Source organism: Bacillus sp. 17RED48, from assembly GCF_019837545.1.
In the GTDB taxonomy this organism is placed as follows: Bacteria; Bacillota; Bacilli; order Bacillales; family Bacillaceae_G; genus Bacillus_A; species Bacillus_A wiedmannii.
Window position 1 is genome coordinate 546,964 of the sequence record NZ_JADAXG010000003.1, and the last position, 15,193, is coordinate 562,156.

General features: G+C 34.1%; 12 protein-coding genes and 1 riboswitch. Of the genes, 9 read left to right on the top strand and 3 right to left on the bottom strand.

Going from position 1 to position 15,193, the window contains the following annotated elements; translation table 11 throughout:
* Positions 1-538 precede the first annotated feature (538 nt).
* From bla to ILT06_RS15670, 7 genes are all read left to right on the top strand, one after another.
* Entirely contained in the window at positions 539-1,489 is a 951-nt protein-coding gene (bla, locus tag ILT06_RS15640) for a class A beta-lactamase (RefSeq protein WP_064475781.1), read from the top strand.
* A 191-nt stretch (positions 1,490-1,680) separates the two neighbouring features.
* Positions 1,681-2,367 (top strand): response regulator transcription factor, encoded by a 687-nt coding sequence (locus ILT06_RS15645; protein WP_048559889.1) that lies wholly within the window; start codon positions 1,681-1,683, stop codon positions 2,365-2,367.
* Positions 2,364-3,440: a HAMP domain-containing sensor histidine kinase gene (locus ILT06_RS15650; protein WP_064475780.1), complete on the top strand. Its 1,077-nt coding sequence runs from the start codon at positions 2,364-2,366 to the stop codon at positions 3,438-3,440. Before ILT06_RS15645 ends, ILT06_RS15650 begins: the two co-directional genes overlap by 4 nt.
* A 254-nt stretch (positions 3,441-3,694) precedes the next feature.
* A complete protein-coding gene (locus ILT06_RS15655; protein ID WP_000595171.1) occupies positions 3,695-4,456 on the top strand; it encodes an ABC transporter ATP-binding protein in 762 nt (253 codons plus the stop codon).
* Between the two features lie 16 nt (positions 4,457-4,472).
* Positions 4,473-6,302, top strand: coding sequence for an FtsX-like permease family protein (locus ILT06_RS15660; protein ID WP_222655273.1), 1,830 nt, complete (start codon positions 4,473-4,475; stop codon positions 6,300-6,302).
* 622 nt (positions 6,303-6,924) lie between these two features.
* On the top strand, positions 6,925-7,326 hold the full coding sequence (locus ILT06_RS15665; protein WP_000661426.1) for a BlaI/MecI/CopY family transcriptional regulator: 402 nt from the start codon (positions 6,925-6,927) through the stop codon (positions 7,324-7,326).
* Positions 7,326-9,248, top strand: coding sequence for a M56 family metallopeptidase (locus ILT06_RS15670; protein WP_064475778.1), 1,923 nt, complete (start codon positions 7,326-7,328; stop codon positions 9,246-9,248). The genes ILT06_RS15665 and ILT06_RS15670 overlap by 1 nt, the downstream gene beginning before the upstream one ends.
* A 594-nt stretch (positions 9,249-9,842) precedes the next feature.
* Here the strand turns inward: ILT06_RS15670 and ILT06_RS15675 are convergent.
* Positions 9,843-10,199, bottom strand: a complete 357-nt coding sequence (locus ILT06_RS15675) for a hypothetical protein (protein ID WP_081257286.1) — start codon at positions 10,197-10,199, stop codon at positions 9,843-9,845.
* A gap of 69 nt (positions 10,200-10,268) precedes the next feature.
* Complete coding sequence (locus tag ILT06_RS15680; protein WP_001145279.1) at positions 10,269-10,661, bottom strand: VOC family protein; 393 nt, start codon at positions 10,659-10,661, stop codon at positions 10,269-10,271.
* Positions 10,662-10,772: 111 nt separating this feature from the next.
* Here ILT06_RS15680 and ILT06_RS15685 point away from each other — a divergent pair, with 111 nt between their 5' ends.
* Together ILT06_RS15685 and ILT06_RS15690 are read left to right on the top strand one after the other, a co-directional pair.
* Positions 10,773-13,082: an AAA domain-containing protein gene (locus tag ILT06_RS15685; protein WP_064475776.1), complete on the top strand. Its 2,310-nt coding sequence runs from the start codon at positions 10,773-10,775 to the stop codon at positions 13,080-13,082.
* Positions 13,083-13,157: 75 nt separating this feature from the next.
* Positions 13,158-13,259: riboswitch (SAM riboswitch) on the top strand.
* An 88-nt stretch (positions 13,260-13,347) separates the two neighbouring features.
* Positions 13,348-14,553 (top strand): M20 family metallopeptidase, encoded by a 1,206-nt coding sequence (locus tag ILT06_RS15690; protein WP_064475775.1) that lies wholly within the window; start codon positions 13,348-13,350, stop codon positions 14,551-14,553.
* 135 nt (positions 14,554-14,688) lie between these two features.
* Here the strand turns inward: ILT06_RS15690 and ILT06_RS15695 are convergent, their stop codons facing one another.
* Complete coding sequence (locus ILT06_RS15695) at positions 14,689-15,129, bottom strand: Lrp/AsnC family transcriptional regulator (protein ID WP_098102874.1); 441 nt, start codon at positions 15,127-15,129, stop codon at positions 14,689-14,691.
* Positions 15,130-15,193: the final 64 nt, after the last annotated feature.

Here is a 15,193-nt window from a genome sequence, read left to right on the forward strand (position 1 = left end):
TATAATCTTAGCTTGATGGGCAAGGTGTTAACCAATTTCTTGACGAAATTTGAAATTTAAAATAAACTTTTGCACACTGGCTGAACAGTTTTTAGCATAGTGTCAAATCGCTGGAGGAATGTATCAAATTAGGTATACCTTCTATGAAATTAAATAGGGTGATAATTATTACAAGTGGATTAGGTTTCTTGTGAATTTTAAATTAAAGGTCTTATCCAAAGTTGAGAAAAATCCACATACCCAAAATATTTCATCTTAATATTCGTTAAATCTGATGAAAAAGGAATTTGACGTGTATCATAGTATAAGGGAATCGTAATAGAGGATTCTATCAGTTCTTTTTCAAGATTCTTATTTATGGAACAAAATTGTTACTTAGGTTGTCTATTAAGTATACGTATAAAACAGGTGTTCATGATAGTTCGCTCATTTTATGAAAAGTGAGACGCAAGAAGAGTGATATCCGATACACGCTTTAATTGTATCGGTATGTAAACACCTAGAAAAACCATATATTCTTGAAAGAGGTTGAAAATGTATGATAGTCTTAAACAAGTTTTTTAACATGTTACATTACAAAAAGATAGTACCTGTAGTATTTCTTTCATGTGCAACGCTTATAGGCTGTTCTGATAGTAATACTCCATCTGAATCACCTAAACAAACGAAACAAACAAATCAAATCAAACAAGAAACTACTGGTAATGATTCTTTTGCTAAACTTGAAAAAGAATTTGATGCTAAACTCGGTATTTATGCATTGGACACTGATACGAATCAAACCGTTACTTATCAATCAGATGAACGGTTTGCATACGCATCTACCCACAAAGCTTTAGCTGTGGGAGTACTTTTACAAAAGAAATCAATAGAAGATCTAAATCAAAGAGTTTTGTATACTCGTGAAGATCTTGTTAATTACAATCCAATTACAGAAAAGTATGTTGATACAGGTATGACTCTGAAAGAGCTTGCAGATGCTTCCCTTCGATATAGTGATAATACTGCACAAAATCTTATTCTTAAACAATTAGGTGGACCTAGTGAATTCAAAAAATCACTGAGAGAAATAGGGGATACCGTTACAAATCCTGAACGTTTTGAACCAGAGTTAAACGAAGTGTATCCAGGAGACGCCCATGATACTAGTACCCCAAAGGCATTAGCTACTAGTCTTCAGGCTTTTACGCTAGGAGATGTACTTTCAACTGAGAAACGGGATTTATTAATAGATTGGATGAAAAGGAATACTACGGGAGACAACTTAATTCGTGCTGGAGTTCCAGGAGGATGGGAAGTAGCTGATAAGACTGGCTCGGGATCTTATGGAACCAGAAATGATATCGCAATTATTTGGCCACCAAATAAAAAGCCAATTGTTCTTGCGATACTTTCTAATCATGATAAAGAGGATGCTAAATACGATGATAAGCTTATTGCAGAAGCAACCAAAATAGCGTTAGATGCCTTAAAAGCTAAAAATAAATAATAATAGTAATTAGTTATTGAAATTTTCCTGTTTTTCCGTCACAATACTGTGACGGTCTTTTTGTGTATTTTACAAAGAATCGTCTTAAGTAAAGAAAAAAGATAGAAACAATCTCTATTAAGTTTATTAATTAATTAACAACAAATATATGCTTTATTGGATACTTATTGCATTTAATGTGGAGGAATAAAATGGAGTCAAAAATTCTTATTGTTGATGATGATAAAGAAATTAGAAATCTTATCTCTGTATACCTGGAAAATGAAGGCCTAAAAACTCAAAAGGCAGAAGATGCTATACAAGCTTTACAACTGTTAGAAGAAAAGGAATTTGATTTGATTATTTTAGATATTATGATGCCGAATATGGATGGCATTGAAGCATGTATGAAAATTAGGGAAGATCGTAATATGCCTATCATTATGCTATCTGCAAAATCTGAGGATATAGACAAAATTCAAGGTCTAGCCTCTGGCGCAGACGATTATTTATCAAAGCCGTTTAACCCATTAGAATTAATCGCTAGAGTGAAATCCCAATTAAGAAGATTTAAAAAATACAATACGCCAATAGAGCATAATAAAAGCATTCTAGAAATTGGTGACTTAACCGTAAATACAGATACATGTCAAGTATGGGTAAGAGGAAAAGAAACAAGGTTAACTCCAAAAGAGTTTGCTATTCTCGAATTACTTGCCCGCAACAAAGGGATTGTCCTGAGTGTTGCAAAAATATATGAAGCAGTTTGGAAAGAGGTTTTTTATAAATCAGATAATACCGTCATGGTGCATATTACAAAAATAAGAGACAAAATTGAAGAGGACTCTAAACATCCTATTTATATTAAAACTGTTTGGGGAATTGGATATAAAATATGAAGAATGTTAGTTTTAGAAATAAGATCATTATAAAACTTCTTGGTGCTGTTGCAGTTAGTTTTTTTATTTCATTTGGTTTAACAATCCTCATTTTGGCATACGTTATAGATCCATTATTTATAAAACACGAAGAATTTGGTATGTTTGAATTCAATTTGGTATTGTTGTTCTTATTCGCGTTCGCAATCTTTAACTTTATAATAATTTTTTTGATATTGGTTCGAAAGAAAATAGCATATTTGAAGCTCATTTCGGATAATGTAAATGATATTGCAAATGGAAAACTGGGTCTGACAATTGGGATTAAGGGGAAGGACGAATTGACCCAACTTGCTCAAAATATCAACTATATGTCCAAGGAATTGGAAAATACATTTGAACAAGAAAGACGATTGGAACGTACAAAAAATGAACTTATCACCAATGTATCTCATGACTTACGCACACCGTTAACATCTATTATTGGCTATATAGATTTATTAAAAAGAGGGCAATACAACAGTAAAACACAATTACAGGAATACCTTGAAACCACTTATTCAAAGTCACAGAGACTGAAATATTTAATTGATGAGCTGTTTGAATATACTCGTTTATCAGGCGTAGATGCTAAGTTAAATCTTAATGAAGTTGATTTATCAGGTTTGTTGGAGCAAATAGTTGGAGAATACATTCCTATATTTGAAAAGGAAAGCTTAATCGTTCAAAAATCAATTACACAAGAAACAATACCTATCTTCATAGATGTAGAAAAAATGGTACGTGTATATGAAAATCTGTTTATGAATGCGATAAAGTACAGCATGAAACCATCCGAATTATCCGTATGTCTTGAATTAATGGATAACAAAGCAATTTTGAAAGTGTCAAATAAAGTCGAGAAACCGCCAGTTAGTGATCCAAATAAATTGTTTGAAAGGTTTTTCAGGGGGGACAAGGCAAGAAAAGATGACCAGGGAAATGGTCTGGGGCTTGCTATCTCAAAAAGAATTGTTGAACTTCATCATGGTAATATACATGCAGAATTTAAAGACGGCTGGATGTCCTTTATTGTTGAACATCCAATAAAATAGAATGGCTTATGGAATTATAGATTCCATAAGCTTTTTTTATAAAAACTTAAGAAATCTTAAGGATTTTATGGGGTGTTTCCTAATTTTCATAGTTTATCATGGGTGTATTCAAAGTGATGGGGTGAGTGAAGAAGATAAGATGAAAGTTTTCATAGTAGCATAAGGGTGGATGCAACATGACTATTTTGTTAGTAGCAAATAAAAATAGTAGCTTATTGTAATGAAATAGAAAAAACAAACGTAGGAGGATATATATGATAAAACCAGTTGTAGATGTAAAAAACATTCAAAAATTGTACGGTAAAAAAGGTGAGAATCAATCACACGCGTTAAAAGGTGTATCATTCTCGATTCAAGAGGGAGAGTTTGTTGGTATTATGGGGCCTTCTGGTTCTGGTAAAACAACATTATTAAATGTAATTTCAACGTTAGATACAGCAACGGGCGGTATTGTTGAAATTGCAGGTACGGATATTACGAAAATGAAGCAAGGTGAGCTTTCTGATTTCCGTTCGCAAAAATTAGGATTCATTTTCCAGGACTTTAACTTATTAGAGAATTTATCTATATATGAAAATATTGCACTACCACTTTCCCTTCAAGGTGTTTCATCTCGTAATATTGGAAAGAAAGTAGAAAAAGTAGCTGATATGTTAGGCATTACAGCAATACTTCAAAAGTATCCTTCTGAAGTATCTGGTGGACAAAAGCAGCGTTCTGCAGCAGCACGTGCGTTAGTGCATGAACCTGCTATTATTTTAGGGGACGAGCCAACTGGAGCTCTAGATTCCAAAAATGCAACGAGTTTACTTGATGCCATGACAAGCCTAAATAAAGAACAAGGTGTATCCATAATGATGGTTACGCATGATCCTTACAGCGCAAGTTACTGCCAGCGTATTTTATTCATTCAAGATGGTGAGTTATATAAAGAACTTCATCGCGGTGGTACCCGTGAAGAATTCTATAAAGAAATTTTAGACGTGCTTGCAAACTTGGGCACACAAAAAGCGTAAGGAAGGAAGTTCAATCATGTTATTTAAGCTTTCTATGTCAGGCCTAAAAAGTAAGTTGCAAGATTACATTGTTTTACTTGTTGGTCTTATTGTCTCTATTTCAACTTTTTATATGTTTCAAACGCTAGCATCCAATAAAACGTTCCTTGAATCTAACTCTTCTATTAGGGATATTGTGTCTGTATTTAAAATTGGTTCCTTTTTGTTAGCGGTTATCACATTTTTCTATATTTTATATGCAAACTCTTTCTTATCAGCTCTTCGTCAAAAAGAATTTGGTATGTATATGATGTTAGGAGCAAAAAAGCATAAAGTTACCTTACTTATGTTTATCGAAACAATTATATTAGGTGCCACATCTCTTTTGATTGGAATTACAATTGGTGTTGGACTTGCAGAAGGTATCGGTCAGCTATTAATGAAACAACTCGAGTTTGCTGGCGAAGGTTATAAAGCACTTTATCTGCCATCTATAGCTATTACTTGCGTCTTCTTCTTTGCACTATTTGTATTATCGGCAATTATGAATAGTATTAAATTATCTCGTATTTCTGTACTGCAACTTGTACATGCAGATGAACAAACAGAACGTGTTGCCATAAAAGGAAAAATGACCGTTGTAATTGCATTCCTTGGTATTCTTTTATTAGGTATTGGTTATGCATCACTGATTTATATGTCATATGCAAATTCGCTAATTGTTTTGGGATTAATGGCCGTTGGATTAATCTCAGCAACCGTTGGTACTTACCTAATATTTGGATCACTTCTCCCAGTTATGATTAACAAGCTAAAGAGTAATAAAAAACGTAGTGAAAAAGGCCTCAATGCTTTTACTTTTGCACAATTAAATTTCCGCATTAATGGTCTAACAAATGTGCTTGCAACAGTAGCAATCTTAGTGGCTCTTGGTGCTGGTGGAATTGCTTGTGGTATGGCATTTAAAAACAACATCCTAAAAATGACAGATCAAATAAGAATTTACGATTCAGTCATTCATAATCCAACAGCGGAAGAAAAGACAATTTTGGGTGGTATCTTATTTCAAGAAAAACTTGAATATCATTACAAAGTGGATGATAAGTATGTTTATTATCTAAAAGAAGATTTAGAGAAAAATCGCCCTTTTATACAAGGTTTGAAAAAAGAGAAAGTTTCAGAGGGATTACCAATTGGTGCCTTTTCAATAAAATGGGTTAAAGGAGAGACGGACACAAAACAATGGATCCAGGCTTTCAGAACGATTCAGCCAGAATATGTGAATCCTGATTATGAAATAACAATTGTAGACCAAAAAATATACGATGGTATGAAGGGTAAAGAAAGTACTGTGTTCATTGGGAAAACAGATGATTTTGGAGCATACATAAAAGAATGGAAAAAACTTGATGAATTACAGATAGCGAAATATAAAAATGTGAACGCAGAAGAATTGCATAGTAAGTATCAAACATATAATATGAGTCATGGTTTTGCCAGCGGAATAATGTTTATGGGTTTCTTCGTTGGAATTGCATTCTTAGCAATGATGGCAAGTTGTTTAATGTTTAAAGTTCTGTCGGGAGCATCAAAAGATGTAACACGTTATCAAATGCTTCAAAAAATTGGTGTCCGCCGAGAATTATTAACAAAATCAATTTATAAAGAGTTATTCTTCATATTCTTATTCCCAGCAATTGTGGGGATTACTCATATATTAGTTGGTATGAACATGTTTAGCCCTCTTTTAATCGATCCGTACTCTCGCATTTGGTTACCACTTGTTATTTTTGTAGTGATTTACTCGATTTACTACTTGATTACAGTTCAATTATATAAAAGAATTGTACTTCCGAAAGAGAAGTAATAAGTATATAATTTTTAACTATAGATCGTTCAATATTTTCGACTTAATAATTTAAGAATTGGATCAGAAATACTTAAAAAGACCTAAAACTAATTGTTATTGTTTTGGGTCTTTTATATTTAAAAACGCTGATTTTATTAATTATTTAATATACAATTAAATAATTAATAAAAATCTTATTTTAGAATTTCTAGTCTAAATAGTTTGGAGTTTCATGTCCTTGTACAACAAAAAAGGGGAGTAAAAAGACATGAAAGTAGGAACTTATTTTATAGTGTAAAATGCTGAATTATCTACAGATACATTGCATTTAGTACCCATTTTCTTGTCTCGATATATGGACAAGAAAATGGGTACTTTTTTTAAAACGGAATATACTAATTAAGTGTGAAATTAAAATTCAATTTTATATTAGTAACAAAAAATATTTATGAAGCATCTACTTTTTTGTCTCATTAGGAGGACATGAAGTTCTATACTTATGTTAATTTTTTTCGTCCTTATGTTGATGGGCATAGGAAAGGATTTCAAAATATAAAATAAGATTGACAATGCAAGATTACAAGTGTAATATTCAGTTACGGATTACAAATGTAATCCAATGGAGGTGTAATTTAAACTAATGAAAGAATTACCTAAAATTTCAGAAGCTGAGTTAGAAGTAATGAAAGTACTGTGGTCAAAATCTCCACAAACCGCAAATGAAGTGATTGAAGAGTTAGAGAAGAAAATGGATTGGAAACCCAAAACGATTCGAACACTAATTAATCGATTAGTTCACAAAGAAGCAGTTGCTTACCATCAAGATAAAGGGCGTATGTACGCTTATTATCCTTTGGTATCGCAAGATAGTTATTTACAAGTAGAAACAAAATCTTTGCTTAAACGTTTCTATGGTGCAGCATTTAAACCTTTACTTGTAAATTTCTTAAAAGAAGAAAAGCTGTCTTCAGAAGATATTAACGAACTTAAACGTATTCTGGATGAGAAAACTGAGGAAAATCAGAGGAAGGATAGATTATAGTGATAGAAAAATTTGTAAATATCTATCTACCTGCTTTTTTTGATTGGATGATTGAGACTTCCATTATGGCTAGTATATTAGTGGGCCTAATCTTGTGTATCAAGGTCTTGTTTAGAAATAAGTTAACGCCACGTTGGCAATATATGCTATGGATCATATTAATTATAAGACTTGTATTACCTTGGTCGCCAGATAGTTCCTATAGTATCTATTCTGTTCTTACTTACAAGAATGATGATGCATTCATTTCTAGGGGAAATCCTGTAGCTAAGTTTCTTACAAAAGAGAGTACGCAAGAATTAAAAGGTATAGACGATACAAAGGTTCTCACAAAAGAAGATACTTATACCTCAAGTTCAACAAAAACTGTTCAGACAAATAAGACACAAACAGGCATGAATGAAAAGCAGGATGGTGAGCCAATTCCGTTCTATACAATTTGTATATACATTTGGCTTACTGGTGTTATCCTTTTAAGTGTTGCTACTTTTATAATGAACAGGCGTTTATTACTTTACATAAAAAAACAACCTGTTATTACAGACGAGAAGATTGTCCAGCTTTTTGAAAAGTGTAAGCAATCTATGTCTATTCAACGGAATATCCCTCTATTTGTATCTGGAAAGGTTTCCAGTCCAACAGTGTTTGGATTTATTCGTCCCAAGTTGCTATTGTCAACTGTACATATGAAAATATTAGATGAGCAACAGTTACGATATATTTTTCATCATGAATTAGCTCACATCAAGCGAAGAGATGTTGGTGTGAACTGGCTTATGCATGGCTTACTAATTTTAAATTGGTTTAATCCCATTCTATGGTATGCCTACTCATGTATGCGGGAAGATCAAGAACTAGCATGCGATGCATTAGCTCTTACATGTATAGATGCAGAGGAGCGAATTGCGTATGGACATACTATTATTAGTCTATTGGAACACTACTCAAGTTATTATCAAGTACCAAGTATAGCAAATTTTAGTAAAAACAAGAGAGCGTTAAAAAGGAGAATTCTAATGATTAAAAAATTCCAAAAAAAATCATATCGTTGGTCTGCGATAGGGGCTGTGGCAGTTATTGCAGTTTCATCTGTATCCTTATTAAACGCCCGTGCTGATAAGCCGACTAACCCTGAGAAACAACAAATAGAAGTGAAAAATAATATGAAAGAATTAAAAACACAAACCGATATTCCTATACAGAAAATTGTAGAAAAAATGATTGGTACAAAAGAACGGGCAGATGCAGAATTTTTTGTTTCAGAGGGAGAGTATAATACTTTACTTAAAGAAGTTGGTTTGGCACGAAATCTGTTTACAAAAGAAGAATTTGAACGATTTATTGATTTAGAAACAGAAGCATATACTTTGGGTAAAAAAGTAAAGTTAGTAGGAAGTCCTGAAAAGTTAGATTCAGAAGAACAAAAAAAATATCAGAAAAACAGTGAAGAAATTGGACCATTTAGACAGAAAATTACTTCGGAATTTAGATTAACTAAAAAGGAAGCACAGAAATATGTTGATTTTCCAATTAATGCCCCAAGTTATGTGGTAAAAGGGTTTAAATTAACTGGAGAAGGTGTTACAACACCGAAGACTACTGGAAAAATGAATCCCGATTTTATTTATGAATATCAAAATCAAAGTAAAGATAATGTATATATTGTGCACCAATCTGCAGTTACTGATGAGGGAAAAGAATTCTCGAATAAAAGAGCGGAGTATAATGAAAAGGTAACAAATTATGAATTAGAAGGTACAAAAATAACCTTAGTTGAAAGTCTTGATACAGAGGAAACCTATAAAGTAATGCAAATGATTGTTCCTGCAAAAGGAAAGAATAGCGCTTATCAAGTCTTAATTCTTGCAGGTGATTTAAGTAAAGAAGAAACAGAGAAAATCATGCTGTCCTTTTTAAAATAAAAATAGAGTCTCAGGATTTCGTCCCTGAGGCTCTATTTTTTTAACATAAACGAAACCATTAAGTGAGAAGAGAAATTGGTATAGTCTATATAATGAGAAAGTAAGATGAAATGTACTTTTGTTAGCTTGATCGAGGTGGAGAAAGATTATATGAAAAATAACAATTTAAAACATAAATTGAATCAAGGTAGATATATTATATGGAGAACAGGAGGGAATTAAGCTGGAAAAGCAGGGGAAATTCTACGGCAGTCTCTTTTCTGCTTTGAGGTTGAAAATGATTTTGGGAAATATGACCTCAAAATAATTCATCTCCTTTTTTGAAACTTAATATAATTATTCGTATTCGAATTTAATAGTGTGGCTTATTTATCTGCCCATGTTTATCCAATAAAATTGATAAAGTTCTATTATATCTGTCTATACATGTTGCAAAATATGAAAGAAAATATAATTTTGTAACATGTATAGCGAATTTTGTTTGACTTATGTTGTTTTTAAAGGAGTGTAACAGAAAAAGCAAGAAAAGACCTGATAACAGGTCCGTTTTTGTCTTTGTTTTGGCATATAATCAATTATGTTGTTTCCCACGCATTAATATGAGCCAAGATGAAAGAAATAGGGAAACACCCTAATTTTTTTATTTCTATAATAAAATAAGATTATTAAGTCGAATGTGACAATAATAATTAGAAGTAATAAGTGTATAAGTGCATCAGTTTTACCGTGTAATAAAGAATTTATAAAGACATCCCATTCTGTTCCATAGGGAGGCTCTGCCCAATTTCGTTGCAGTCCTAACACAATTCCATTTATGAAAAAGATAATACTTAATAGAATTCTTCCAACAAATAAGGCAGCTACTTTTAAATTCCAATGCTTTATCTTGATTACGTAAAGGATTGGAAAGAGCATAAGTATCCAAAAAACGATAATAAAAACTGTATTCATCAGTTTCTACTCCTTATGTTGATAATAAATTTATTATCCCGCTAATTGTAGGCTGACTAAAGTCTCACTTTATCTCTCCGTTTCAAAAAACTCAATCCATTCTCCATCAGGACCAGCGAAGAATATGTAACGTGTTCCATCTGGTAATGTTTCAATTTCTTCTCCTAATAGAAAGGTTACGCCGTGTTTCTGTATTCTTTCAATTTCATCTTCTAATGAATCTACTTTAAAACAAATATGATGTACTTTTCCTTCTGCCGGAAGAGAAGAGTTATAACCTTCAATAAGTTCGAGTATCGTTTCCTTCGATTCTTCCACACCTAAAAAAGCGAGTTTTAAGTCTGGATTCGGGTGACCCATACGTTTAATGAGTTGTAAGCCAACTACTTCTTCATAAAATGAAATAGATGTTTCTAAGTTTGCGACCATAAGACCGACGTGTTCAATTCTTCTAACTGGCATGTAGATCCCTTCTTTCTGAAAATTATATACAATATGTTATTGAAAATTAAGAAAATAAGCAAGATAAAAACCTTACAAATTTTAGCTTGTTATATGGTATAGTGAGAAAGTATGTTTGGGGAGAAGGAAGGAGATTATACGATGAATACACCTACTCAAACTCCTTCATTATCGGCAACGATGAAAGAGTGGCATTATGCATTAGCGTATGAAATTAAACATTGGAAAACGATAGGTGGTAGTAAAATTTCTATTATGAACGGTCGTTTTTTATATACAGATTATGAAAGTACAGTATACGTATTTCAGCTTATTTCGGAAGTAAGCTTACCTGAAGGTTCACCAATTCGAATTGAGTTTGATGGTGAGGAAGCGACAGGAGAAGTATTATCTGTACATGGATTAGAAATAGAACTGAAATTAAATGATTATATACAAGGTGAAATACGAGAAGCTGTTTTATACAGTGAACCGTGGCAATTGTTAGAGCAACTACAAGAGCGATTGAAAGAGGCACATAAAGATAAGTTAAAACGTAATCGTATAAAGCGTCTTGTTGATGGGACGAGCAGTCCGAAACATATTGAGAAGATGAAAAATCCGAAAAATGAATTGGCGTATCGTTCGTTTTACAATCCGACAACGTACGTGTGGGGACCGCCTGGAACAGGGAAGTCTTACAATTTATCACGTATTATTTCGGCTCATTATCAAAAAGGAAAATCGGTACTTGTATTAGCTCATAGTAATGCGGCAGTAGACGTATTAATGAGCGAAGTAACGAAGCAAATTGAGAAAAAAAAGAAATGGACACCTGGCGAAATTGTTCGTTACGGTTATAGTCAACATGAACATATACGAAATCATGAAACATTACTTACGTCGAAGCTAGTTGAAACGACGAACGGATCTTGGGGAGAAGAAAGACTCTATTTAGAAGAGACACGACAAGATCTTCGTGAAAAGATTTTATCATATAAAGCGACTTCTGCTGATAAGAAGCGTATACAAGAGATTGAAAATGATCTTCGAAAGCAAAAAGCGAAAATTAAAGAAGTAGAAAAAGAATACATTGAAAACGCGAAAGTAATCGGCGCAACTTTATCGAAATGTGCCATTGATTCACTTATTTATGAGCGTACATTTGATTTAGTTGTCGTAGATGAAGTGAGTATGGCATATGTTCCGCAAATTGCATTAGCTGCTTCACTTGGAAAACGTATTGTCGTTTGTGGTGACTTTTTACAGTTACCTCCAATCGCGATGGCGAACCATGAACTCGTTCGAAAATGGCTCGGGGAAGATATGTTTTACCATGCCGGGATTGTTGAGTCTGTCAATAAATCAGAAGCACATCCGAACCTCTTTATGCTGCAGGAACAAAGACGTATGCATGCGGATATATCGAAGTTTACAAATTCATTTATTTATAAAAATAGAGTATATGATCATCCGTCTGTTTCAGAGCGTAAAGAACTTGCACAGCTACAACCGTTCGCAAATGAGGCAAGTGTTTTATTTGATACGAGCTTAATGGGAGCCTTTTCGTTAAAAGACGCTGCTTCAGGTTCTCGTTTTAACATTATGTCTGGTTTAGTAGCGATGCAAATGATGTTAATTGGACTGTTAGATGGTGTTCAATCGATCGGTGTTGTTACACCTTACAGGGCACAATCCCGCTTTTTATCAACGTGTATTAGAGAAATGTTGCAGAGAACGAAATATCAAAACATACCAGTTTTAGCAGCAACGGTTCATAAGTTTCAAGGTTCTGAAAGAGATATGATGATATTTGATACGGTGGATAGTTATCCGCAAGAACGACCTGGTGTGTTATTCTTTGACCATAAAAACCATCGCCTCGTCAATGTAGCCGTAACGAGAGCGAGAGGGAAGTTCATTCAATTATCAGATTGCCATTATATGCGTAAAAACCTTTCGAGAAAACAAGCGTTATCACAATTAACGGCTCATATAGAACGTCACGGAGATGTGTATGATCGTACGACATCAAGACAATTGTGGGAACGAAAAATTTCGAAACGTTTACGCTGGTTTATGGAAATGAATCTTGAAGAACCGAAAGGGCTATTGAAAGATATTTTAGCTGCAAAACGAAAAATTATTATTTCACTTCCAAGCACAAAACAAGTGGATAAGCGAGTATGGCAAGCGTTAATGCGTACAAATGCGCAAATAACGGTGTATAGTGATGGACCAGTTCCATTGAAAGATGTAAAGTTACAAAGGCAAAACAAAGCATTCCCGTTTATCGTAATCGATGATGAAATCTTTTGGGCAGGGGCACCGCTCACATCTCAAATGATGTTTGAAGGTAGTACGGAATTTCCGTACGTATGTGCAAGACTGCAAGCACCAGAAACAATTGGTGTGTTAAAAGGGTTTTTAGATATTCGGTAAATTCGGATAGGAATTCCTTGACTTTTGCCTGGAATGAACTTAGAATGAAAATAATTTAATACAATTTTATGAAAATTCTTATCACGAGAGGTTGAGGGACTGGCCCTATGACACCTCGGCAGCGGATTCTTTATGAATACTGTGCCAATTCCAGCAAGGTAACTTGAAAGATAAGAAAGAAGCTCATTTTGACTGTATATACAGAAGCCTCTTTCTATCTTTTAGAAAGAGGCTTTTTTACGTGAAAATAAAAGGAGGAAGAAAAATGGGAGCGACAGGAGTAACGTCACAAAGAAAAACAATTGAAGAGAGTATAGAAAGAAATAAGGAAAAGTACATAGAAACAAGTCACGATATTCATGCGAATCCGGAGATTGGTAACCAAGAATTTTACGCATCAAGAACGTTAAGTTTGTTGTTAGGAAGCGCAGGATTTCAGTTGCAGCACAATATAGCTGGGCATGAAACAGGATTTATCGCGCGAAAAAGTTCAGGGAAACAAGGACCAGTCATCGCATTTTTAGCTGAGTATGACGCTTTACCAGGACTCGGTCATGCATGTGGTCACAATTTAATTGGCACAATTAGCGTTGCAGCAGCGATCGCGTTATCAGAAACGCTTGAGGAAATCGGCGGAGAAGTTGTCGTGTTTGGTACTCCGGCTGAAGAAGGAGGGCCAAACGGTAGTGCGAAAGCGAGTTATGTAAAAGCGGGGTTATTTAAAGATATTGATGCAGCACTTATGATTCATCCGAGCGGAAAGACAGCGCCAACGAGCCCTTCACTAGCAGTCGATCCACATGATTTTCATTTTTACGGAAAAACAGCTCATGCCGCAGCTTCACCGGAAGAAGGAATTAACGCATTAGATGCGATTATTCAGCTGTATAACAGCATTAATGCACTTCGCCAGCAACTTCCGTCAGATGTGAAAATTCATGGCGTTATTACAGAAGGCGGAAAAGCACCTAACATTATTCCTGACTACGCCGCAGCAAGGTTCTTCATCCGCGCAGCAACGCGAAAAAGATGTGCAGAAGTAACAGAAAAAGTAAAAAATATCGCACAAGGAGCAGCATTAGCAACAGGTACGAAAGTGAAAATTCATCAATTCCAAAATGAAATCGATGAACTACTCGTAACAAAAACATTTAATGACGTCGTAGCCGAAGAATTAGAATTACAAGGTGAAGACGTAAATCGGAAAGAAAGATTTGGCATCGGCTCAACAGACGCAGGAAACGTAAGCCAAGTCGTACCGACCATTCATCCGTACATTAAAATCGGTCCAGACGATTTAATTGCGCATACGAATGAATTTAGAGAAGCAGCACGTTCAGAATTAGGAGATAAAGCATTAATTACATCCGCAAAAGCACTAGCAAATACAGCGTATCGATTAATTACAGAAGAAGGGTTGTTAGAGAAGGTGAAGGAGGAGTTTAGAGAGGCGCAGAGAAATCAGGGATAGGTGAGAAGGAGACGTATCTCTGGATTTTCTAGTAGGAAATTGAATGAAAAAAGAACCAGCCTATGGGTGGTTCTTTTTATATTATATAAGAATTTTTCCACATACACTCGGTATCTTTATCTTAGTACCCTCTTATCAGAACGACAATTTCTCCTCAAACTCACTCTTTAAAACAATTAAAGGAGACGATAATCCAAATTGCATTAAGGAGTCTAAAAATGTAGCGAGAGAATCCATCGAATTGCTCATGACCTTCATCATATAATTAAACTCCCCGCTAATTCGATATAAATCAGTTACTTCGGGAGCGGCATTACAAAATTGGATGAAATCAGAGCATTGACTCGTTTTAAACATGATGAATGCTTGAATGTTCTTATTAATTTTAGAAGGCTCAAATTTCGTTCGGTATGCAGCTATAACGCCTTGATCTTCAAGTTTGTTAATGCGTTCTTTTACAGCGGGCTGCGTCATGGATATAATACGTCCTATTTCTGAAACAGAAATTCTCGCATTTTCATGCAACAAGTTCATAATTTTATGGTCAATTTCATCTAGTTTTACTGCGTTTTTCATTGAATAGCCCCCTTTTTTATTTTCTAAAGTAAATCGTAAATTATAACTATAATATCATAAGTGA